Annotated in this window: 18 protein-coding genes; 8 read left to right on the top strand and 10 right to left on the bottom strand. The window is 65.9% G+C overall.

From position 1 onward, the window contains the following. Positions 1 to 52 precede the first annotated feature (52 nt). From CJEDD_RS11495 to CJEDD_RS11465, 7 genes are all read left to right on the top strand, one after another. A complete protein-coding gene (locus CJEDD_RS11495; protein ID WP_081764528.1) occupies positions 53 to 808 on the top strand; it encodes a glycerophosphodiester phosphodiesterase family protein in 756 nt (251 codons plus the stop codon). Beyond that, positions 805 to 1503, top strand: coding sequence for a glycerophosphodiester phosphodiesterase (locus tag CJEDD_RS11490; protein WP_042407187.1), 699 nt, complete (start codon positions 805 to 807; stop codon positions 1501 to 1503). The genes CJEDD_RS11495 and CJEDD_RS11490 overlap by 4 nt, the downstream gene beginning before the upstream one ends. 10 nt (positions 1504 to 1513) lie before the next feature. Further along, positions 1514 to 2437, top strand: coding sequence for a DUF5926 family protein (locus tag CJEDD_RS11485; RefSeq protein WP_042407189.1), 924 nt, complete (start codon positions 1514 to 1516; stop codon positions 2435 to 2437). A 218-nt stretch (positions 2438 to 2655) separates the two neighbouring features. Further along, positions 2656 to 3609, top strand: a complete 954-nt coding sequence (locus CJEDD_RS11480) for a carbohydrate ABC transporter permease (protein WP_042407191.1) — start codon at positions 2656 to 2658, stop codon at positions 3607 to 3609. Further along, on the top strand, positions 3610 to 4542 hold the full coding sequence (locus CJEDD_RS11475) for a carbohydrate ABC transporter permease (protein ID WP_042407194.1): 933 nt from the start codon (positions 3610 to 3612) through the stop codon (positions 4540 to 4542). 34 nt (positions 4543 to 4576) lie between these two features. After that, a complete protein-coding gene (locus CJEDD_RS11470; RefSeq protein WP_042407196.1) occupies positions 4577 to 5905 on the top strand; it encodes an ABC transporter substrate-binding protein in 1329 nt (442 codons plus the stop codon). Positions 5906 to 5942: 37 nt separating this feature from the next. Beyond that, positions 5943 to 7073: an ABC transporter ATP-binding protein gene (locus CJEDD_RS11465; RefSeq protein WP_042407198.1), complete on the top strand. Its 1131-nt coding sequence runs from the start codon at positions 5943 to 5945 to the stop codon at positions 7071 to 7073. A gap of 100 nt (positions 7074 to 7173) precedes the next feature. On the opposite strand, the gene hutI is transcribed toward CJEDD_RS11465, so the two are convergent. The 9 genes from hutI to CJEDD_RS11420 all read right to left on the bottom strand — a co-directional run bounded on the left by hutI (position 7174) and on the right by CJEDD_RS11420 (position 19169). Beyond that, a complete protein-coding gene (gene hutI, locus CJEDD_RS11460; protein ID WP_042407201.1) occupies positions 7174 to 8355 on the bottom strand; it encodes an imidazolonepropionase in 1182 nt (393 codons plus the stop codon). Positions 8356 to 8375: 20 nt separating this feature from the next. Next, positions 8376 to 10067, bottom strand: coding sequence for a urocanate hydratase (locus CJEDD_RS11455; RefSeq protein WP_074432520.1), 1692 nt, complete (start codon positions 10065 to 10067; stop codon positions 8376 to 8378). Between the two features lie 156 nt (positions 10068 to 10223). Beyond that, a complete protein-coding gene (locus tag CJEDD_RS11450) occupies positions 10224 to 11528 on the bottom strand; it encodes an ISL3 family transposase (RefSeq protein ID WP_273657482.1) in 1305 nt (434 codons plus the stop codon). Positions 11529 to 11774: 246 nt separating this feature from the next. Next, the gene (locus CJEDD_RS11445) at positions 11775 to 13235 is read right to left on the bottom strand and encodes a purine-cytosine permease family protein (RefSeq protein ID WP_042408871.1); all 1461 of its coding nucleotides are present in this window, start codon (positions 13233 to 13235) and stop codon (positions 11775 to 11777) included. 21 nt (positions 13236 to 13256) lie between these two features. After that, the gene (locus CJEDD_RS11440; RefSeq protein ID WP_042408874.1) at positions 13257 to 14405 is read right to left on the bottom strand and encodes a CaiB/BaiF CoA transferase family protein; all 1149 of its coding nucleotides are present in this window, start codon (positions 14403 to 14405) and stop codon (positions 13257 to 13259) included. A gap of 9 nt (positions 14406 to 14414) precedes the next feature. After that, positions 14415 to 15581, bottom strand: a complete 1167-nt coding sequence (locus CJEDD_RS11435) for an acyl-CoA dehydrogenase family protein (protein WP_042408877.1) — start codon at positions 15579 to 15581, stop codon at positions 14415 to 14417. A 288-nt stretch (positions 15582 to 15869) separates the two neighbouring features. After that, on the bottom strand, positions 15870 to 16523 hold the full coding sequence (locus tag CJEDD_RS11430) for a flavin reductase family protein (RefSeq protein WP_042408879.1): 654 nt from the start codon (positions 16521 to 16523) through the stop codon (positions 15870 to 15872). 329 nt (positions 16524 to 16852) lie between these two features. Next, entirely contained in the window at positions 16853 to 18400 is a 1548-nt protein-coding gene (gene hutH / locus CJEDD_RS11425) for a histidine ammonia-lyase (RefSeq protein ID WP_042408882.1), read from the bottom strand. Positions 18401 to 18428: 28 nt separating this feature from the next. Next, positions 18429 to 19169, bottom strand: coding sequence for an IclR family transcriptional regulator (locus tag CJEDD_RS11420; RefSeq protein WP_042408886.1), 741 nt, complete (start codon positions 19167 to 19169; stop codon positions 18429 to 18431). Between the two features lie 36 nt (positions 19170 to 19205). Here CJEDD_RS11420 and hutG point away from each other — a divergent pair, with 36 nt between their 5' ends. Continuing rightward, on the top strand, positions 19206 to 20147 hold the full coding sequence (hutG, locus tag CJEDD_RS11415; RefSeq protein ID WP_042408889.1) for a formimidoylglutamase: 942 nt from the start codon (positions 19206 to 19208) through the stop codon (positions 20145 to 20147). Here hutG and CJEDD_RS11410 read toward each other — a convergent pair. Beyond that, positions 20144 to 21595 (bottom strand): YjiH family protein, encoded by a 1452-nt coding sequence (locus CJEDD_RS11410; RefSeq protein ID WP_273657530.1) that lies wholly within the window; start codon positions 21593 to 21595, stop codon positions 20144 to 20146. The genes hutG and CJEDD_RS11410 overlap by 4 nt on opposite strands. Positions 21596 to 21636 lie beyond the last annotated feature (41 nt).

Raw genomic sequence — 21636 nt, 5'->3', positions numbered from 1 at the left:
CCAAACTTGCAGCGGTCGCGCGGGCACCGGGGCGCGGGTAGCGTGATGGCACGTGAGCGAGACGAAGCTGCCGAAAATAGTCGCCCATCGCGGGTTTTCCGGGCGGTACCCGGAGCTCACCCGCCGGGCCTTCGAGGAGGCGCTCAAGCTGCCGATCCACGGCGTCGAGTGCGATGTGCGGCTCACCCGCGACGGGCGGCTCGTGGTGTTCCACGACGCGACGGTGGGGCGCACCACGAACGGCCGCGGGCGCGTGGACGCCATGGACTTCGCCGACCTGCGCGCGCTGAACAACGGCACTGCCGAGGACCCGCAGCAGGTCATGCTGCTCGAGGAGCTGCTCGAGCTCATGGAGGACTACCCGGACAAGCACCTCTACATCGAGACGAAGCACCCCACCTTCTACGGCCCCGAGGTGGACGAGCAGACGCTGCGTGCGCTCAAGTACGCCCGCCTCGACGAGTCGGAGCGCATCCACCTCATCTCCTTTTCCCACCGCGCGGTGCGCTACTTCACCGAGATGGCGCCGGAGCTGGAGACATTCTACCTGTTTCGACTGCTCGAGCGGAAGTGGAACCCGCGGTCGGCGATGTTCTCGCGGCCGTACGGCGTCGGCCCGGCGCTCGCGCACCTGCAGGCGCGCCGGGAGCTGCTCGGCTTCCGCGGGCTGCGCACCTACACCTGGGCCGTGGACACACCGCACCAGATGCGCTGGTGCGCGGACCACGGCGTCGACGTCATCGCCACCGACCTGCCCGACCTGGCGCTGGAGACCTACGGGCTCGAGAGAGAGGAACTACTGCAATGACCGGCATCATCGCCCACCGCGGGCTGAACGGGCTCTACCCGGAAAACACGCGTCGCTCGTTCGAGGAGGCGCTCAAGCTCGACATCGTCGGCATCGAGTGCGACGTGAACCTGACCAAGGACGGCGAGGTGGTGGTCATCCACGACCTCAGCGTCGACCGCACCTCCGACGGCACCGGCGAGGTCGGCGACATGACCCTCGACGAGCTGCGCCGCCTCAACGTGGGCACCGAGCGCGACCCGCAGCAGATCATGACCCTCGACGAGCTGCTCGACCTCGTCTGCGAGCACCCGGGCAAGCACATCCTCATCGAGACGAAGCACCCCTCCCCGTTCGGCGCCGCGCTCGAGGAGGCCGTCGCCCGCGTCCTGCGCGCCCGCGGCTTGGAGGCGGATGAGCGCGTCCACCTCATCTCCTTCAACCCCGAGGCCATCGAGCGCTTCCAGCGCCTCCTCCCGGAGCTCGAAGCATTCTTGCTTTACGACGAGCGTTCCGCCCCCTTCGCCCCAATCGGCACCTGCGGCGCCGGGCCGTCGATCTGGCAGGCCAAGGCGCAGCCGGAGCTCTTCGACGGGGGCGCGCGCACCTACGTGTGGACGGTGAACCTGCCCAAGGAAATGCTCTGGCTCGCAGAGCGCGGCGCGTCCCTGATCGGCACCGACCTGCCGCACATTGCCGCGGAGACGCTGCGGTAGATTTGCCCGCATGGTGCAACGCAAGCCGAAAAAGAAGAAGACCCGCGACGAGCTGCCCGAGGGCATGAGCCGCCGCGAGGCGAAGCTCGCCGCCCGCGCCGCCGAGCGCGAGCAGTTTCAGAAGGACCCGCGCCCGTTCGGCGGGCTCGCCGCCGAGGCGGACCTGGTCGCGCTGCAGGAGTTCGTCCCCTCCGCGATCGCTGAGTTCGAGGTAAACGGCACCCCGGTGAACGTGGTCACGGTGCTCCCGGGCGCAGGCGGTGCGCTCGTGCGCGAGGAGGCGCAGGGCGGCGGCCGTTTCGTCGCGCTGCAGGCGACCTCGCACTCGCAGAACCCGGGCCGCGACCTCGCCTACGCCCTGAACTGGGTCCTTTCTGCGGAGCCGGGGGAGACGCTGCAGTCCACCGCCGCCGACGGGTCCCAGCCGGAGCTCGCCTCGCTCATCGCCGCCGACGCGACGCCCACCATCACCAACCACCAGGACTTCGCCTGGTGGTTCCCGGAGGGCACCCAGATCCCGCCGCAGATCCAGCAGGCGATGCGCCAGGCCAACGACGCGGTCCTGCCGTCGCAGCAGCTCGGCAGCGACCTGCCCGGCTCCATCTGGTGGGTCAACCCGGGCGGCGGCAAGGCGCACATCCGCTGGGTGCGCACCGAGGACAACGAGGCGCAGATGCTCGCCGCGCTCGCCCGCATCGCCGCGCGCGGCGAGCTCAACCTCGGCGAGGGCACGAAGTTCGCGGGCGCCTTCCGCACCCACGGCCTCGTCGTTCCCGTCTTCGACCTCGACCCAGCGGTGGACGCCGAATCCTACGATGACGCCCTCGCCGCCCTGGACAAGGCCATCACGGCGGAGTACGCCAACGACGCCGCGCTGAGCGCCGAGGAGCGCAAGCAGCTCGAGAACATCAAGTCGCGCCAGGTGACGATCTAGGCGTCGCTCTCCCGCCCCGCTCTCCCGCCAAATCCAGCTACCAAGGCCCAGCTTTTCGCGATCAGATTGCGAAAAGCTGGGTCTTGGTAGCTGGATGCTGTGTGTGCTGGGACAGTCCGCGCGCGACGTGTGACCTGCACGAACCGTTGCATTAACGTTCCTTTTAATAAAATCTCATGTTCACCGGGTGTTCACGGGCGGCACATAGAGTCCTCCGCATGAACACAATGATCCCCGCAATCTCCGCGGAGCCAGTGGTCTCCGAGGAATACGCGGCAACGCACAAGAAGCGGAGATCGAAGACGGACTGGCGGCAGGTGGGCCTGGCGACGCTGCTCATCGGGCCAAACCTGCTGCTGCTCATCCTGTTCACGTACCGCCCGCTCATCGACAACATCCGCATCTCGTTCTACAACTGGAATATTTCCTCGCCGACGATGACGTTCGTGGGGCTGCAGAACTACCTCGACTGGTTCCACGCGCCCGAGACCCCGACGGTGGTGTGGAACACTGTGCTCTTCACGTTCTTCGCGGTCGCCGGCTCGATGGTCATTGGGCTCGCGCTCGCGATCTTGCTCGACCAAAAGCTGTTCGGCCGCGCGGCGGTGCGTTCGATGGTGTTCGCGCCGTACGTCATCGCCGGCGCCGCGATCGGCGTCGCCTTCCAGTTCGTCTTCGACCCGCGCTACGGCCTCATCCAGTACTTCCTCGGCCTCATGCACATCCCGGTGCCGAACTTCTACCAGCGCTCCGGCTGGGCGCTGTTCATGGTCACAGTGACGTACATCTGGAAGAACGTCGGCTACGTCTTCGTCATCTACCTCGCCGCGCTGCAGGGCCGCCGCGCCGACCTCGACGAGGCCTCGGAGATCGACGGCACCCCGCCGGCCCGCCACTTCTTCCGCGTCGTGCTGCCGCAGCTGCGCGGTACCACGTTCTTCCTGCTCATCACGGTGCTGCTCAACTCGTTCCAGGTGTTCGACGTGATCAACGCGATGACCCGCGGCGGCCCGTTCACCTACGGCACCACGACGATGGTGTTCCAGGTCTACACCGAGACGTTCGTAAACAACCGCGCGGGCTACGGCGCGGCGGTGGCGACGATCATGTTCGTCGTCGTCCTCATCATCACGGTGCTCCAGATCAAGCTGCAGGAAAGGCTGGACAAGTAGATGTCGACGAAATTCTCCGCCGGGCTTCCTCCAGTCCCCGGCAGCCAAGCCGAAGGTGAGCCCGTCGTCACGCAAACGCAGCGTCAGCGCAAGGGGGCGCCGGCCGAGCGCGGCTCCGTGGGCATGAAGGTCCTCGGCTACGTGGCGCTCGTGCTCACGGTGCTCATGATCATGGTGCCGCTGTACTTCATCGTGATCACCTCGTTTAAGACGTACCAGGACGTGTACTCGGACCCGATCACCTTCTGGCCGAACCCGTTCGTGCCCGAGAACTACAAGCGCGTGTGGGAGACGTCCGGGTTCCCGAACTACCTGCGCAACTCGATCGGCATCACGCTCATCCTCACGGTGGTCAAGGTGGTGCTCGGCGTGCTGTCGGCCTACGCGTTCGCGTTCCTGCGCTTCCCGGGCCGCAACGCGCTGTTCCTCCTGGTCATCGCCGCGCTCATGGTGCCCAACCAGATCACGATCATCTCCAACTACGCCCTCGCCGCCTCCCTCGGCTGGCGCGATACGTGGATGGGCGTGATCGTGCCGCTGGCGGGTGTGGCGTTCGGCTGCTTCCTCATGCGCAACCACTTCCAGTCGCTGCCCACGGAGATCATGGAGGCGGCAGAGATGGACGGCGCGGGGTTCTTTACCAAGCTGTTCAAGGTCGTCCTGCCTATGTCGTGGCCGACGCTGTCGGCGTTCATCCTCATCACCGTGGTCAACGAGTGGAACGAGTACCTGTGGCCGTTCCTCATCACCGACACCCCGGCCGCGGCGACGCTGCCGGTGGGCCTGACCAGGCTGCAGGACGCCGAGGGCCTGACCAACTGGGCCCCGGTGATGGCCGGCACGGTGCTGACCACACTGCCGATGATCATCGTGTTCCTGGCGCTGCAGAAGCAGATGATCAAGGGCCTGACCGCGGGCGCCGTCAAGGGCTAGCCCACTCAAACCAACTCAAGAAACGGAGAGATCAATGTCCACTTCCCTCACCAAGCGCCTCGGCGCCGCCGCGCTCGCCGCGATGACCGCCGTGTCCCTCACCGCCTGCGCCGGCGGCTCCACGAACGGCAGCAACGACGGCGACAAGAACGGCGGCAACGCCTCGGGCGACGAGAACAAGATCGTCTTCTGGTCCAACCACCCGGGTTCCTCGCGCGACCTCGAGGTCGAGATGATCAACGAGTTCGAGAAGCAGAACCCCGACCTCCACGTCGAGCTCGTCGACGGCGGCGCCAACTACGAGGAGCTCGCGCAGAAGTTCAACGCCGCACTCGCCGGCTCGGACCTGCCCGACGTCATCGTCGCCTCCGACGTGACCTGGTTCAACTTCGCGCTCAACGACGCGACCACGCCGCTCGACGACCTGTGGAAGTCGGAGAACATCAACTCCGACTCCTACGTGGACACCCTGCGCGACGACTACAAGTACGGCGACAAGCACTACGGCGTGCCGTACTCCCGCTCCACCAACCTCATGTACTGGAACACCGACGACCTCAAGGCAGCCGGCTTGCCGACGGACCGAGGGCCGCAGACCTGGCAGGAGTTCGCCGACTGGGCGGACAAGCTCAAGGCGAAGACCGGCCACGCGGCGCTGGTGATCCCGGACGGCTCGAGCTACCTCGACTGGTACTTCCAGGGCATGGTGTGGGCGTTCGGCGGCGCGTACTCCGACGAGTGGAAGCCGACGTTCTCCGACCCGAAGACCATCGAGGCCGCGAAGTTCCTCCAGGACCAGGTGAAGAAGGGCAACATCGAGATCGGCACCGACCCGACCGTCACGTTCGGCAACGGCAACGCCTCCGCGCTGCTTGAGTCCACCGGCTCCCTCGGCGGCCTGACCAAGTCCGCCACCATCCCGTTCATCACCACCTACCTGCCGGGCCCGGGCCCGTCGGCCGCCACCGGCGGCGCTGGCCTCGCCGTGCCGAACGGCATCTCGGACGCGCGCAAGAAGAACGCCGTGAAGTTCATCGACTTCATGACCAACACCGAGAACACCATCAAGTTCTCCCAGGCCACCGGCTACATGCCCGTGCGCAAGGACGCGCTGGACAACGCCGACGAGCGCAAGTTCCTCGACGACAACCCGAACGCCGAGACCGCGATCAAGCAGCTCAACGAGAACACGAAGCCGCAGGACTACGCGCGCGTGTTTGTGCCGGGCGGCGGCAAGCGCATCGGCGGCGCGCTGGACAAGATCACCGTGGGCAACCAGGACGTGGAGCAGGTCTTCGCGGATCTGGACAAGGAGACCCAGCAGGTGATCGACCGCGACATCACGCCGAAGCTGAACAAGTAAGTCCCTCTCCCCACCCCACCCTGGAAGGAGCACGTCCATGGCAACCGTTGAGTTCCGCCAGGCGTCCCGTATCTACGACCCGTCTCGCCCGCCGGCCGTGAGCCGCGTCAGCCTGGACATCGCCGACGGCGAGTTCCTCGTACTCGTCGGCCCGTCCGGCTGCGGGAAGTCAACGACGCTGCGCATGCTCGCGGGCCTCGAGCCCGTCGACGAGGGGCAGATCTTCATCGACGGCGTGGACGTCACGGAGACCCGCCCGCGCGACCGCGACGTTGCCATGGTGTTCCAGTCCTACGCGCTCTACCCGAACATGACCGCCCGCCAGAACATGGCCTTCGCGCTGCAGAACGCGAAGGTGGATAAGGCGACGATCAACGAGCGGGTGGACTTCGCGGCGAAGATGCTCGAACTCGAGGACCTCATCGACAAGAAGCCGGCGGCCATGTCCGGCGGCCAGCGCCAGCGCGTGGCCATGGGCCGCGCCATCGTACGCCAGCCGAAGGTGTTCCTCATGGACGAGCCGCTGTCGAACCTCGACGCGAAGCTGCGCGTGTCCACCCGCGCCCAGATCATGCAGCTCCAGCGCGAGCTGGGCACGACCACCGTCTACGTCACCCACGACCAGACGGAGGCCATGACCATGGGCGATCGGGTCTGCGTGCTGAAGAAAGGCATTCTCCAGCAGGTGGACACGCCCGCCAACCTCTACGACAACCCGGGCAACACGTTCGTGGCCACCTTCATCGGCTCCCCGGCGATGACGCTCATCGAGAACGTGCCCTTCATCGAGGGCCGCGCCGTCGGCGGCCGGGGCCACGCACTCGACTACTACATGCCGCGCGAGCTGGCGGCGAAGGTGCGCGGCGACCGCGTCATCGTCGGCGTGCGCCCGGAGAACTGGGAAATCGTCGGCGTGAACCAGCCGGGCGCCGAATACGGCCTGCCGGTGCACGTGGACATCGTGGAGCACCTCGGCTCCGAGCTCTACATCTACGGCCACCGCCAGGAGCAGGCGGACGAACTCATCGCCGTGCGCGGCGACCGCATCACGGTGAAGGTGGAGCGCGGCGTCGAGGTGGACCAGGGCGACACCGTCTACCTCCGCCCGATCGAGGGAGGCAGCGTCTTCTTCGACCCGGAGACCGAGATCAACTACGACTACCTCTAGCGCCGGTACCAGCTGGCGGCGTTGTTCCAAAATACGTCGTCGGCCGCCTGCTCGCCGCCCACCTCGAGCGCGACCCTCTCGATGAAAGCCGGCGCGCCATTTAGCCGTAGACCTTCTTGCCCGCGACCCAGGTCTGCCAGGTGATGGGCATGCCCGGGCGGTAGGCGAGGTTGATGGCGTTTTCCGCGTCGAGGATGTGCAGGTCAGCGGCCGCACCGGGCACGAGCGTGCCCTTCGCGGGGCGGCCCTGCGGATCCTTGCCGTCGCCGACGTTGTGGCGTCGCAACGCCTTCGCCCCGCCGGTGGTCGCCGCCTCGATCGCCTCGTCGAGGGTGAGGCGCTGCTGCAGCACCGCGGTGGTGACGCAGAAGTTCATCGAGGAGGTGAAGCTCGTGCCCGGGTTGAGGTTCGAGGCGATGGCGACGGTCGCGCCGGCGTCGATGAGCTTGCGGCCGGGCGCGAGATCCTCGCGCGTGGACAGGTCGCAGGCGGGCAGCAGCGTCGCGACGGTCTCGGATTCCGCCAGCACCTTGATGTCCTCGTCGGACAGGTAGTTGACGTGGTCGACGCTCGCGGCGCCCATCTCCACGGCGAGCTTGACGCCCGGGCCCTCGCCGAGCTGGTTGCCGTGCACGCGCACCCCGAGGCCGGCCTGCTTGCCCGCCTCGAGCACGCGGCGCGACTGCTCCTCGTTGAACGCGCCGCGCTCGCAGAACACGTCGATCCAGTTCACGTGGTCCTTCACCGCGTCGAGCATCGGGCCGACGACGAGGTCGACGTACTCCTCCGCGTCGGCCCCCGGCGGCACAAGGTGCGCGCCGAGGAACGTCACCTCGTCGACGTGGCGCGACGCGACGCGCGCGGCCTGCGCCTCGGACTCGACGTTGAGGCCGTAGCCCGTCTTCGTCTCGAAGGTCGTCGTGCCCAGCGCGTGGCCCGCGGCGACGCGCTCGGCGACGAGCTGGTCGAGGCGTTCCTCGCCCGCGTTGCGGGTCGCCTCCATGGTCACGGCGATGCCGCCCGCGGCGTAGCCCTCGCCGGCCATGCGCGCTTCGAACTCCTCGGCGCGGTTGCCGTCGAAGACCATGTGGGTGTGCGAATCCACCCAGCCCGGAAGCACAGCCCGCTTCTCGACGTCTACAGTTTCATCCGCCTCGGGTGCCTCCGACGCGGGGCCGACCCAGGCGATGACCTCGCCTTCGATAAGCAGTGCCGCGTCCTTAATGGTGCCGAGCTCGGAGACGGTACGCAGCTCGGAGATGCCGGTGATGAGGGTGCTCATAGGGTCCTTTCTCGTCGCGGTTAGTCGCGGGCCTTGAACTCCATCGGGATGCGCACGCCGCGCTCCTGCGCCACCTCGTAGGCGCGGGTGTAGCCGGCGTCGACGTGGCGGATGACGCCCATGCCCGGGTCGTTCGTGAGCACGGCCTTGAGCTTCGCCTCGGCGAGCTCGGTGCCGTCGGCAACCGTGACCTGGCCGGTGTGAATGGAGCGGCCCATGCCCACGCCGCCGCCGTGGTGGATGGACACCCAGGTGGCGCCGCCGGAAACGGCAGTCATGGCGTTGAGCAGCGGCCAGTCCGCTACGGCGTCGGTGCCGTCGAGCATGGACTCGGTCTCGCGGTACGGGGAGGCCACGGAGCCGGAGTCCAGGTGGTCGCGGCCGATGACGATCGGCGCCTTGACCTTGCCTTCCTTGACCAGGTTGTTGAAGATCACGCCGGCCTTGGCGCGCTCGCCGTAGCCGAGCCAGCAGATACGCGCCGGCAGGCCCTCGAACTCCACGTACTCTTCGGCGGCGTCGAGCCAGCGGTGCAGGTGCTCGTTGTCCGGGAAGGCCTCCTTGAGCGCCTCGTCGGTGACCTTGATGTCCTCCGGGTCGCCGGAGAGTGCCACCCAGCGGAACGGGCCGAGGCCCTCGCAGAACAGCGGGCGGATGTAGGCGGGCACGAAGCCCGGGAACTCGAAGGCGCGGGTGTAGCCGGCCTTGCGGGCCTCGTCGCGGATGGAGTTGCCGTAGTCGAAGACCTCGCAGCCCTCGTCCTGGAACTCGACCATCGCCTGAACCTGGGCGGCCATGGACTCGCGAGCCTTCTTGGTGAAAGTGACCGGATCCGCGTCCGCCTCGGTGTGCCACTCCTCGACGGTGATCTCGGTGGGCAGGTAGGACAGCGGGTCGTGCGCGGAGGTCTGGTCGGTGACGACGTCGACAGTAAGCTTGCCCGCCTTGTGGCGGCGCAGGATCTCCGGGAACACCTCGGCGGCGTTGCCCACGAGGCCGACGGAGAGCGCGCGCTTCTCCTCCTTCGCCTCGGTGACCAGCTTGATGGCCTCCTCGATGTCGGTGGTCACCTCATCGAGGTAGCGCTTGGACTGGCGGCGCTTCAGGCGGGACTCGTCGACGTCGACGATGAGGCACGCGCCGCCGTTGAGGGTCACCGCCAGCGGTTGCGCGCCGCCCATGCCGCCGCAGCCGCCGGTAAGGGTGAGGGTGCCAGCCAGGGTGCCGTCGAAACGCTTCTTCGCGACTGCCGCGAACGTCTCGTACGTGCCCTGGAGGATGCCCTGCGTGGCGATGTAGATCCACGAACCGGCCGTCATCTGGCCGTACATCATGAGGCCCTCGTCCTCGAGCTTGCGGAAGTGCTCCCAGTTCGCCCAGTCGCCGACGAGGTTGGAGTTGGCGATGAGCACGCGCGGGGACCACTCGTTGGTCTTCCACACGCCGACCGGCTTGCCGGACTGGATGAGCAGCGTCTCGTCGGACTCGAGTTCCTTCAGCGTCGCGACGATCGCGTCGAACGCCTCCCAGCTCCGCGCCGCGCGGCCGGTGCCGCCGTAGACAACGAGCTCATCGGGGTTCTCCGCCACCTCCGGGTCGAGGTTGTTCTGCAGCATGCGCAGCGGCGCCTCGGTCTGCCAAGATTTCGCGGTGATCTCCGTGCCGCGGGGTGCGCGGACCTCGCGTGCGCCTTCGGACCAGTTCTTCGCCATGTCGATGTCCTTTCGTGGATGTTGCCCAGTCGTGCTAACGGGTAGAGGGTAACGCCGGTCACACGCCGCGGGCAGGGGCTTGCGTCGCGTGGTGTCTCGGATGCGAGACGGGGCGGGCGGCGCCGGGCCAGAAGAGCCAAACCGGCTCTTCGTGTTTTAGAGTGCGTTGATCTTGGGTTGGAGGCCGCCGGAGTGAATCAGGCAACGCAAGATGTAGTGGTTGATGTTGCGGAACCCTAGCGCGATGCCGCGGAGGTGTTCGAGACGGCCGTTGATGGCTTCGACCGGCCCGTTGGAGGCGCCGATATCGAAGAACGCGAGGATGTCGGTGCGGCGTTTGTGCAGGCTTCGCCCGAGTTGGGTCAGCTCTTGAAGCCCGGCCTGACGAAGCCCGCGGAGCCGGTTGATCAGCCTGCGCATCTTCGTTTTCGCACGGCGCTTGTTGGGGTCTTCGTAGCAGTCGATGATCTCCTGGTACACCAGCCATGTCTCTTGCAGCACCGCGTAGTCATCGTCGTAGTTGAACAACACATCCAAGCGGTGCTGCTGCTCGCCATTAAGCAGACCGGTGCGGGTGAGCATGGTGCGACGGTTTTTATATAACGGGTCGTTGGTCCTGCCGCGCCTGCCGTAGGTTTCACGCTGCAGCCTCTGACGGCACGCGGTGACTTTGTCGCCGGCAAGACGCACCACGTGAAACGGGTCCATCACCCGGGTTGCGTGAGGAAGCGCCTCGTCAGCTGCGGTGGCGTAGCCCTGGAACCCATCCATGGTGACCACTTCCACCTCGTCGCGAAATGCTTTCGGCTGTTGGTTGATCCAGCATGTGAGCACGTTCGCGCTTCTTCCCGGAATGACATCGAGCAACCTCGCTGGTTGGCCTGTGTGGTGGCGGGTCATATCCACGATCACGGTGACGAACCCGCCGCCGGCCGCACGTCGATCGTGGGCCCATTTGTGCTCATCAACCCCGATAATGCGCACCCCGGCCAAGTGGTCGGGGTCGGCGACGAGTTCCCTGGCCATGGACAATGCGAGATCGCATGTCAGCTGCCAGCTGATCCCGAGTGCTTTGGCGGTGGCGGCGATACTCATCCGGTCAATCGCTAAACGCTGCAAGATCCAGCGCACCACCCGATGCGTGACCTTCGAGCGATCGTCAGCACATGCCAGGCCAGCCCGGAAGATCTTCTGCGAACAGAGGCGGTTCACACACCGAAAGCGCGGCAGACGCACCCGTAACCGGGTGGGAAACCCGACAACAGGAAGATCCACCAACTCCCGGCAGACGTGGTCACGCAGCACACCTGGCTGTCCACACGATGGGCAGGAGTTGATCGGGTCGAGCGCTTCACAGTCGATGACGGTGAGCGTGTCGTTGTGGGCGGCATTCGTAATCGCCAACCCAAGCTCCGCGGTGCGGCAAATGGTATCGGCGACAATGTTGGAACTAGGCTGCATTACAGGGTCCTTGTTGAGTTCGGATTGGCTTGAACACCTAAATCCTTAACCCAGCAAGGACCCCCACATCTTGTGCCACACCCAAGCACCCCGAAAAACGACCCACGCACTCCCAAACACGAAGAGCCGCCAAACCATGAGAACCAAACCAGGAGAATCCCCCTGTTTTGGCGGATTCTCCTGGTCTGGTTCTCATGGTTTGCGTGGGGTTGGGGCTTTGAGCGGGGAGGGGCGGAGCTTTCGTCGCTACGCAGGCGGCTCAGTGGGTTCCGGTTCCGCTGGCGGGAGGATCGTTTCAGGCGGGATTATGCGCTTATCCAGCGGTTGGAGAGCCAAGTAAAGCAGCGCGGTAACGATGAGACCGATGATCCAGGAGATGTCGGTGCCACCAAGGCGTTCGACAAGGGGGCCGCTGTAAAACGCCGTGTCGACGAACGGTAGCTGGATGAGAATGCCCAGTACGAACGAGATGATCGCCGCTGCGTTCCACTTACCGTATCGGCCGTTTGGATCGGACAAAGCTGGCACGTCGTAGCGTTCCTTCGATAGGACGTAGTAGTCCACCAGGTTGATTGCAGACCACGGCGTGAAGAAAGTGAGCAGGAACAGCAGGAACGAGCTGAATGCGTCGAGGAAGTTGCCACGTCCCCACATTGCAACAGTGACGGCCACTGCAGTCATTATGACGATGATGAACACGCGCAGTTGTGGTGGGATCTCGGTCTTGCCCCGCAGGCCGCTCCAAATGGTTGAAACCGACATGAAGCCGCCGTAGGTGTTCAAGACGTTGACGCAGAGCTTGCCCAAAGCGATGACGAGGTAAATCACGCTCGCGATGAATGCGTTTGATCCGAGCGAAACCAGCGCTTCGACCTCGTGGTGCCGGAAACCGTCGCCCACATACGCGGCGAGCAGCACGCCGAACGTCATTGCAATGGTCGAGCTCAACACCGAGCCGCCGAGACAGGCGAAGAACACTGCACGAGGGTTTGTATCCACTGGGAGGTACCGGGAGTAATCCGCCACATACGGCCCATAGGCAATCTGCCATGACGCGGCGAGTGCCATCGCGAGCAGGAATGAGGGAAGTGAAAACTCATTGATGTGCAGGAGGGCGTTCACGTCCGCTACTACGAAAAAGCGGTAGATGAGGTAGATGAACGCGATCGAGCTGATGACCGTTGCCCAACGCCCGAGTTTGTGAATGATGTCGTAGCCGATGATCGCGAACACGGCGCTTACGGCGCCGAACACGACGATTCCGGTCCACTCTGGGGCGTGGAAAAGGTGCGCGGTTGCCTGGCCGGCAAGCACCGTGCCAGAGGCGGAAAATCCGAGGTACATCAGCACGATGAGAACCAAGGGGATTGCCGCACCATACACCCCGAATTGGGCACGGGAGGAGATCATTTGAGGCAAGCCGAGGCGTGGGCCCTGCGCCGCGTGCAAGGCCATAACGCAGCCGCCCGCGAGCTGGCCTATGAACAGCCCGATGATGGACCAGACAACGTCCCCGCCGAATACAAAGGCAAGCGCCCCAGTGACCAGGCACGTGACCTGCAAATTGGCGCCGAACCAAAGGGTGAACTGGTTCCACGGGGAGCCGTAGCGCTCGTTCGCGGGGATATAGCCGACGGAGCGTTGTTCAATTTTGCCACCGAGCGCAGCCGGGGCGGTGGTGGGTGGGGCGGTGTCGTACGACGACATGGTCTCACTCCCTTCTGCTAGTTAGGACGTGCGGGGTTCTTCCGCGAGCCACTCCGAGATGGCGTCGTTGTCTTGCCCGAGTTCAGGGGCAGGGGTAGGCCGCGGCATGTTGTGCAGAGCGATTGGAGACGCGAGGGTCCGGAATCCATCCGTTTCTTCGGCGACGACTCCGCGCTCTTTTGCTAGATCGCTCTCCAAGGCCTCGTCGAGCGGGTAGACACGAGCAGTCGGGACGCCGTATTCAGCGAAGAGGGCGAGGGTTTCCTCGACGGTCTTGTCCGCAAGTGCGGTCTCGATTTCCTCACGCAATTCAGCCCGGTTGGCTGAGCGCTTGAGCGGATCGTCGAAACGCGGATCGCTCGCGAGATCCGGCTTACCCAGGCTTTCGGCGAGGCGGTCGAAGAGGCGGTTGGTGGTGATTGCGATCACTACCTCGCCGTCCTGCGTCGCGTAGGTGCTGAACGGCGCGGACAACCCGTGGTCGTTGCCAAGTCGCGTAGGCGGGGTATCGGTATGCAGGGCGCGCATGCCGACGGATTCCATGATGGAGATCAGCGAGTCGTACATCGCTAAGTCGACATGTTGCCCCTCGCCGGTCAGCTCCCGCTGACGCAACGCGGCGAGCGTCGCTATGGCCGCGTACAGCCCGGGCACCTCGTCGCCAAGGCTGATACCCACTCGGGTGGGGTTGCCGTCCGGCCAGCCCGTGACGTGCATGAGGCCGCTCATTGCCTGGGCGACTAGGTCGTACGCGGGTTCTTGCGACATTGAACCGGTCTGGCCGAAGCCGCTGATGCTGGTAACGATCAAGCGCGGGTTGATTTCCCGCAACGCCGATGGGCCGATGCCGAGCTTTTCCATTACGCCCGGGCGGAAGTTCTCGATTACCACGTCAGCGCGCTCAACCAGTCCACGCAGGGTGGTGAGGTCGTCCTCGTTCTTGAAATCGAGCGTGATTCCACGCTTATTCCGGTTGAAGAGGCGGAAGTAAGCGGACGTATCGTCAACGAACGGCCCGAACTGGCGCGAATCGTCGCCCCAGGGGGACTCCACCTTGATTACTTCCGCGCCGAGGTCGGCGAGGATCATCGCACAAAACGGGCCTGCGAGCACGCGGGAAAGGTCGAGGACGCGTACACCGTCGAGGGGAGCGGGATTCTGGGTGTTCATCCTGGCCCCCTAGACGAAGGCGGACTCGCCGGTAATGGCGCGGCCCACGATGAGCTGGTTGATGTCGTACGTGCCTTCGTAGGAATAGATGGCCTCGGCGTCGTTGAAGATCTTGGCCATGCGATAGTCGGAAATCAGGCCATTGCCACCCATGATCTCGCGACCGAGCGCAACCGTCTCGCGCATGAGCTTGGAGGTGAACGCCTTTGCCAGCGCGGACTGCTCGTTGTTCGCGGAGCCGCGATCCTCCATGCGCGCGAGCTGCGCCATCATGGATTCGCTTGCGACCAAGTTGCCCTGCATCGTGGCCAGCTTGTTCTGATTCAGCTGGAACGAAGAAATCTTCTTGCCGAACTGGATGCGCTCATCTGCGTAACCCAGTGCGACGTCAAGTGCACCCATTTGCGTGCCGACGGCTTGCCAGCCCACCGTGGAGCGCGCCGACTTGAACACCTTGTTGATGTCCTTGAACGAGTTTGCGCCCTCGAGCTTGTCGCCGTCTGGGACGAAGACGTTGTCCAGCGTGATGTCGGCGTTTTGCACCGCGCGGATGGCAATACGGTTTTCCATCAGCGTGGCCTTGTAGCCTTCGGCGTTCGTGTCCACGATGAACCCCTTGACTTGGTCATCCTCGGGGTCGCGTGCATAAACGGCCACGTAGTCGGAGAACGTGGCGTTGCCTATCCACCGCTTCGCGCCGTTGAGGATCCAGCCGCCGTCGACCTTCGTCGCGGTGGTGCGCATGCCCTGCGCGACATCTGAACCCGCCTCCGGCTCTGTGATCGCAAGCACGCCGGTCTTGCGAACCGCGTACAGGTCGTCGAGCCAGCGTTCTTTTTGCTCTTCTGAGCCGAGCAGCTCGATGCTGCCGGTGAACAGCCCATCCTGACCTGAGAAAAACGTGCCCACCGAGCCATCAGCGCGGTGAATCTCAGCGGTGACTAGGCCAGCAAGCAGGCGCGAACGCCCCTGTCCTCGCACGAGGCTGATGATGTTCAGCTCGCTGATTGATGGCAGCAGCTCGTGGGGGAACTCGGAGCGGTTCCAGTAGTCCACCGCGATAGGCAGGACGGAGGTCTGTGTCCAGTCGCGTACGCGATAGAGGATGTCCTTCTCCTCGGTGGACAGTTCGCTTTCAAAGTCGTAAAAATCGCCGTTTGGGTATCGCCCAGCCATGATGAGACTCCAATCACAATCGACGCCAAAATATGGTGTGCGCGACAGTGTATGGAGAAACTGCAAGGGCATACGATTCTCGGGGAGGCAGTTGTCTTGGATCCCAGACGGTTGACTGATCGTGTCCTACTTGCCCATCGAGCTTGATGTCATGTCGGACCCCCGCCGTGAGCCAAACCATGAGAACCAAACCAGGAGAATCCCCTGTTTTGGCGGATTCTCCTGGTCTGGTTCTCATGGTTTGCGTGGGGTTGGGGTTCTGGGCGGGGAGGGGCGGAGCTTTCGTCGCTACGCAGAGCCCTCCAGCCCGGCCTGCGCCGCGGAGTCGGAGCCCGGCACGCGCATCTCGAACTTCTCGGTGACCACGGTGTAGTCGAAGTAGCCCATGCGCGCGATCGGCTTGATCTTGAGGATGTCCAGCTTGCCCTCGTCGTCGATGACGGCGTCGTCGATGTGGATCGTCTCCACGTCCGCGACCACCAGGTCGATCGTGCCCACCGGCGAGTTGCCTGGGATGCGCAGCGTGGTCTTGTACTTGCACTCGAACTTGAGCGGGCTCTCCTTGACCATCGGGATGTTGAGGTGGTCGGCGTACTCCTTGGTCACGTCGAGGTGGTCCCACTCGCTGTCGCTGTGCTCGAGCGCCATGGCGGACTTGTTGACCTCTTCGCGCAGGTCGTAGGTCGCCATATTCCATACGAACCAGCCCGTTTGCTCGGCGTTGAGCACAGTATCTTTGCGACGCCCATCCGGATACTGGTTCGCCGAAAACATCACCATCGGCGGGTCAAAGGTGAGGTTCTGCCACTGCGAGTATGGGGCGATATTCTCGCACCCCTCCGTATCCACGCTGGACAGCCACCCAATCGGGCGCGGAACAGTACTGGCTTTGAAGGGGGAATACGGCAGCGGGTTCGGTTCGGACTGTGGGTGCCACTTCATTGCTTGGACCTCTGCTTCATGCGTTGCGGGTTATGGTTTGGGCCCAACGTACTCTCGGTCGGCGCTCCGCATTGCGGATTCGTTGCGACGATCCAATGGTGGGTTTTCCCAACCACTCCGCATTGCGGGGGCGGGCAGTGTCCGCAACGCATCCAACTCCGCATTGCGGATTCGTAGCGACGCACCAACGGTGGGCCACCCCACTAACTCCGCAACGCGCACTAGCCCTCAGCGCAAAAATAGCGAGGCAGCAAACCGGCGACCGGGGACAACCCGGACAGCGCGCGAAAGTCTGCTAGTAGCGCACCAGCAGACCCCCGACAAACCCACTACCGCAGCTCGCCGACGGCGCCCTCGACCGCCGCGACGTAGTCCCCGCCCTTGACTAGCTGCACGGACTGCTCGATCTCGGGGGAAAGGAACCGGTCGGTGCCGGGGCCCTCAACGCGCGAGCGCAGCACCGCGACGGCAGCGCCGGTGCCGGCGGCCGGCTCCCCGGAGCGCATGTCCAGCGCGCGGGCCGCGGTGAGGATCTCCACGGCGAGCACGCGGTGCAGGCCGTCGATGCTGCGGCGCAGCTTGCGGCCGGCGGACCAGCCCATGGAGACGTGGTCCTCCTGCATGGCGGAGGACGGGATGGAGTCCGCCGACGCCGGCACCGCGTTGCGCTTCAGCTCGCCGACGATGCCTGCCTGCGTGTACTGCGCGATCATATGGCCGGAGTCCACGCCCGGGTCGCCGGCGAGGAAGGCGTTGAGGCCGCGGTTGCGGGCGGGGTCGAGGAAGCGGTCGGTGCGGCGCTCGCTAATCGACGCCAGGTCTGCCACCACGATGGCCAGGAAGTCCAGCACGTACGCCACCGGCGCGCCGTGGAAGTTGCCGTTGGAGGCGACGCGGCCGTCCTTGGCCACCACGGGGTTGTCGTTGGCGGCGGCGAGCTCGCGGTTGGCTACCTGCGTGACGTAGGTGAGCGTGTCGCGGAAGCCGCCGGCGACCTGCGGGGTACAGCGGATGGAGTAGGCGTCCTGGACCTGGTTCGCCTTGAACTCGTCGAGCGCGGCGGCGAGGATGGGCGAGCCCGCGGCGACGGTGCGGATGTTGTACGCGGAGTCGGCCTGACCCGGGTGGGGGCGCAGCTGCTGCAGGTCGTCGTCGAAGACGGACAGCGTGCCGGTCAGGCCCTCCACGCTCATGGCGGTGGCGATGTCGGAGACCTTCGCCGCCTCGCGCAGGTCAGCGATGGCCAGGCACAGCATGCCGAGCATGCCGTCGGTGCCGTTGATGAGCGCCAGGCCCTCCTTCTCGCGCAGCACGAGCGGCTCGATGCCCGCCTCGGCGAGGGCGTCGGCGGCAGGGACGATCTCGCCGCCGTGGACGCGCACCTCGCCCTCGCCGATGAGCGCGAGCGCGCAGTGGGCGAGCGGGGCGAGGTCGCCGGAGCAGCCGAGCGAGCCGAATTCGCGCACGACCGGCGTGATCCCGGCGTTGAGGGCGGCGGCGTACGTCTCGGCGACGACGGGGCGCACGCCGGTGCGGCCGGTGCACAGGGTGGACAGGCGCAGCAGCATGAGGGCGCGCACGACCTCTTCCTCCACCTCCGGGCCGGAGCCAGCGGCGTGGGAGCGCACGAGCGAGACCTGGAGCTGCGCGCGCATGTCCTCGGGGATGTGCTTCGTGGCCAGCGCGCCGAAGCCGGTGGACACGCCGTAGACCGGGGTCGGGTCGGCCGCGAGCTCCTCGACACGCTGGCGCGTGGCGGCGATCTCCTCGAGGGCGGCCGGGTCGATCGAGACCTGCGCGCCGTGGCGTGCGACGGCGACGACGTCCTCGATGGACAGCGCGCCGATTCCCACAGTGATTGCGTTGTTTGTTGTCATGGGCGCGATGGTAGACCTGCGCAGGGCCCTACTCGACCGCGTTGCCGAAAAATTGCTCGCGGAGGTGCTCGGAGGCGTCGGCGAGGGCGTCGAGAAGCAGTTGCTTATCGACGCGACCTACGGCAAACGTCGCCGCCAACGCCGCAGCCGGGCGCGACAGGTGGTCGAGGACGGCGACGGCGACGGACTCCTGCCCCCGCGAGACCTCCTCGCATTCGCCGGCCCAGCCTTGGCGTCGATACGCGGAAAGCTGCTCGCGCACCTCGCTGTAGCGGCCGCGCTCGCCCGAGGAGGTGAACACCGCGCGGCGCTCCGCCTCGGGCAGGTGCGCGAGCATGATGCGGCCCGACGCGGTGGAGAGCGCGGGCAGGCGCACCCCCACCTCCGTGACCAGGGAGACGGCGCCGGGCGCGCGGACCTCGTGGAGGTAGACGATCTCGGAGCCGGCGAGGCGGGTGAGGTGCGCCGAGCCCCCGGCGAGGCCGGCGATGCGCGCAAGCGGCTTCGTGGCCAGGCGCACGAGCGGCTGCTGCGTCGTGTACGCCTGCGCCATGCGGTAGGCGGCGAGGCCGAGCCCGTACGTCCCCGCTTCCTCCAGGTGGACGACGAAGCCGGAATCCTCGAGTTCCCGCAGCATGTGGTACGTCGTCGAGCGCGGTAGGCCGAGCTCGCGCTGGATGCGGGTGGCGGAAATCGGCGCGTCGGTGGTGGACAGCAGCGACAGGATCCGCAGCACGTTGTGCGCGGCGGGAACCTGGGGTTTGCTCATCACACCAAGTATGCACGAGCGCTAGGCTCGGGACGCATGAACACAGTCACCGCACCGCTATTTACCCCCGCCTCCGACTGGTCCGGCCGCGACGACGGCCCCGGCCCCGAGCACGCGCGCTGGCACAGCGTCGTGGACACCCAGGCCGCCCCGCGCGAGGGTGCCGTCCACCTCATCGGCTTCGCCTCCGACGAGGGCGTCGAGCGCAACGGCGGCCGCCAGGGCGCGGCGCAAGGCCCCGCGGCGTTGCGCGCCGCGCTCGGCTCCCTCGCCATCCACGACGAGCAGTTGCGTATCGACGCCGGCACCGTGACCACCCAGCACGACGACCTCGAGGGCGCCCAGCGCGAGCTGTCCGACCGCGTGCGCGACCTCGTGGCTGCGCAGGGCGCGTCCGGCATGACCGTCGTCCTCGGCGGCGGGCACGAGACGTCCTTCGCGTCCCACCGCGGGGCGTACGAGGCGCTCGGCCCGCTGCAGGTGATCAACTTCGACGCCCACTTCGACCTGCGCGCCGCCGACCGGCCCACCTCCGGCACCCCGTTTAAGCAGATCGCGGAGCTCGAGGGCGAGCACTTCGACTACTCCGTCTTTGGCATTTCCAAGCCGAACAACACGAAGGTGCTCTTCAATACCGCCGCGGAGCTCGGTGTGACCACCGTGCTGGACACCGAGCTCGCCGAGATGACGGTGCGCGAAGCTGCCGAGCGCGCGCTCGCCGCCGTCGACGGCGACCTGCCGATCCACCTGTCCATCGACCTCGACGTCCTGCCCGCGGCGGTCGCGCCGGGCGTGTCCGCGCCCGCCGGCTTCGGCGTGGCTTACGCGGCGCTGCGCGCGATGGTCGAGGCCGTGGCGTCGGCCGGGCGCGTGGCGCTGCTCGACGTCGTGGAGCTCAACCCCGACTTCGACGTGGACAACCGCACCGCCAAGGCCGCTGCGCGCCTTATCGACGATGCGGTTGCGGGGGCGCGCTAGAACAGCAGGTGCGCGACGGGCACCGTGATGAGCACGGTGAGCACGACGCGGATGAACCAGATCTCGATCATCTTCACGATGTTGAGCGGGATGTCCGTGGCCAGCACCGCCGGCACCATCGCCGAGAAGAAGAAGATCTGGCTCACGCAGGTCACGGCGATGGTGAACTTGAGCACCATGCTCGTCGAGCCGGCGACGAGGGTCGCGGGCAGGAACATCTCCGCCAGGCCGGTGGCCAGCGCGCCCGAGGTCGCCCACGGGTCCGGCAGCTGCAGGGCCCACACGAGCGGGTAGAACACCACGCCGAGGATCTTGAACACCGGCGTGTACGTGGCCAGGACCAGGCCGATCACGCCGACGGACATGATGCCCGGGATGACCTGGACGGCCATGGTGATGCCGTCGCGGAAGTTCTCCCACAGCACCTTGCCCAGCGACGGCGCTTTCGCCAGCTCCAGCTTCGCCTCGCGCCACGCCGCCTTGAGGCGGTTGCCCGTGATGGCCTTCTCCGGGTGCGGGGTGGCGCCCGGGTAGTAGTCCTCGGGGATGCGGGAGATGGGAGGGATGCGCACCGTGATGGCGGTGACGATGAACGTGATGATGAAGGTGATGAAGAAGTAGGCCGTCCAGTGGTCCATCATGTCCAGCGTCTTCGCGACGATGACCATGAACGTGGCGGAGACCGTCGAGAAGCCTGATGCGACGATGGCCGCCTCGCGCCCGTTGTAGTTGCCGTTCTTGTACATGCGGTCCGTGATCAGGAGCCCCAGCGAGTAGGAGCCGAGGAAGGACGCGACCGCGTCGACGGCGGACTTGCCCGGGGTGTGGAACACCGGGCGCATGATCGGCTGGACCAGCACGCCGATGAACTCCATGAGGCCGAAGCCGACGAGCATGCCGAGGAAGATCGCGCCGACCGGGATGAGCAGGCCGACCGAGATGACCAGCTTGTCCAGGATGAACGGGCCGATTTCCGGGTTGAACAGCCAGGACGGGCCGAAGCCGAACGTGAGCATCGCGCAGAGCAGGATCGCCAGCACGGACAGCGCGGCAAACGCCATGCGCGCGTAGTCCTCTTTCCACCGGCCGGTGACGAACTGGTAGATCGTGCCCGCGACGATGGCGATGAGCGCGAGGTAGCGCGAGCCGTCGCCGAGGGTGGTGGTGATCCAGGTGACGATGTGGTCGAGCAGGATCGTCGACTTCGAGTCCCCGATCTTGAACGGGATGAAGAACGCGAAGATGCCGATGGCGCTGTAGACGAAGAAGCGCCACACGTTCGCCGGGTGCGGGTCCGCCTCGGGGGCGTCGCTGGTGGTGGGCTCGTTGGGGTCCGTGAGGTCGTCGATAAGCACGCTCGACCCCGCGGGAAGATCCTTCACCGGCCACGCCGCGGTGAACCTGCGGGCGGGGTGCCGCTTGCGTGGGGGAGGGGTGGGGGCGTCCATGGGTGGTCCTTCCATTAGAGAGTGTCGGCGGATAATTCATA

The sequence above is a fragment of the Corynebacterium jeddahense genome, from assembly GCF_028609865.1.
Lineage (GTDB): Bacteria > Actinomycetota > Actinomycetes > Mycobacteriales > Mycobacteriaceae > Corynebacterium > Corynebacterium jeddahense.
This window is presented reverse-complemented; position numbering and strand designations above follow the sequence as displayed.

Excerpts from the sequence above, each read along its gene's own strand:
- CJEDD_RS11475 (WP_042407194.1), top strand. The coding sequence starts at position 3,610 with ATGTCGACGAAATTCTCCGCCGGGCTTCCTCCAGTCCCCGGCAGCCAA.
- CJEDD_RS11455 (WP_074432520.1), bottom strand. The coding sequence starts at position 10,067 with ATGGCGAAGAACTGGTCCGAAGGCGCACGCGAGGTCCGCGCACCCCGC.
- hutH (WP_042408882.1), bottom strand. The coding sequence starts at position 18,400 with ATGACAACAAACAACGCAATCACTGTGGGAATCGGCGCGCTGTCCATC.
- CJEDD_RS11450 (WP_273657482.1), bottom strand. The coding sequence starts at position 11,528 with ATGCAGCCTAGTTCCAACATTGTCGCCGATACCATTTGCCGCACCGCG.
- hutI (WP_042407201.1), bottom strand. The coding sequence starts at position 8,355 with ATGAGCACCCTCATCACCGGCATCTCCGAGCTGCGTACCGTCTCCGAG.
- CJEDD_RS11470 (WP_042407196.1), top strand. The coding sequence starts at position 4,577 with ATGTCCACTTCCCTCACCAAGCGCCTCGGCGCCGCCGCGCTCGCCGCG.
- CJEDD_RS11420 (WP_042408886.1), bottom strand. The coding sequence starts at position 19,169 with ATGAGCAAACCCCAGGTTCCCGCCGCGCACAACGTGCTGCGGATCCTG.
- hutG (WP_042408889.1), top strand. The coding sequence starts at position 19,206 with ATGAACACAGTCACCGCACCGCTATTTACCCCCGCCTCCGACTGGTCC.
- CJEDD_RS11435 (WP_042408877.1), bottom strand. The coding sequence starts at position 15,581 with ATGGCTGGGCGATACCCAAACGGCGATTTTTACGACTTTGAAAGCGAA.
- CJEDD_RS11480 (WP_042407191.1), top strand. The coding sequence starts at position 2,656 with ATGAACACAATGATCCCCGCAATCTCCGCGGAGCCAGTGGTCTCCGAG.
- CJEDD_RS11445 (WP_042408871.1), bottom strand. The coding sequence starts at position 13,235 with ATGTCGTCGTACGACACCGCCCCACCCACCACCGCCCCGGCTGCGCTC.
- CJEDD_RS11430 (WP_042408879.1), bottom strand. The coding sequence starts at position 16,523 with ATGAAGTGGCACCCACAGTCCGAACCGAACCCGCTGCCGTATTCCCCC.
- CJEDD_RS11410 (WP_273657530.1), bottom strand. The coding sequence starts at position 21,595 with ATGGACGCCCCCACCCCTCCCCCACGCAAGCGGCACCCCGCCCGCAGG.
- CJEDD_RS11490 (WP_042407187.1), top strand. The coding sequence starts at position 805 with ATGACCGGCATCATCGCCCACCGCGGGCTGAACGGGCTCTACCCGGAA.
- CJEDD_RS11465 (WP_042407198.1), top strand. The coding sequence starts at position 5,943 with ATGGCAACCGTTGAGTTCCGCCAGGCGTCCCGTATCTACGACCCGTCT.
- CJEDD_RS11485 (WP_042407189.1), top strand. The coding sequence starts at position 1,514 with ATGGTGCAACGCAAGCCGAAAAAGAAGAAGACCCGCGACGAGCTGCCC.
- CJEDD_RS11440 (WP_042408874.1), bottom strand. The coding sequence starts at position 14,405 with ATGAACACCCAGAATCCCGCTCCCCTCGACGGTGTACGCGTCCTCGAC.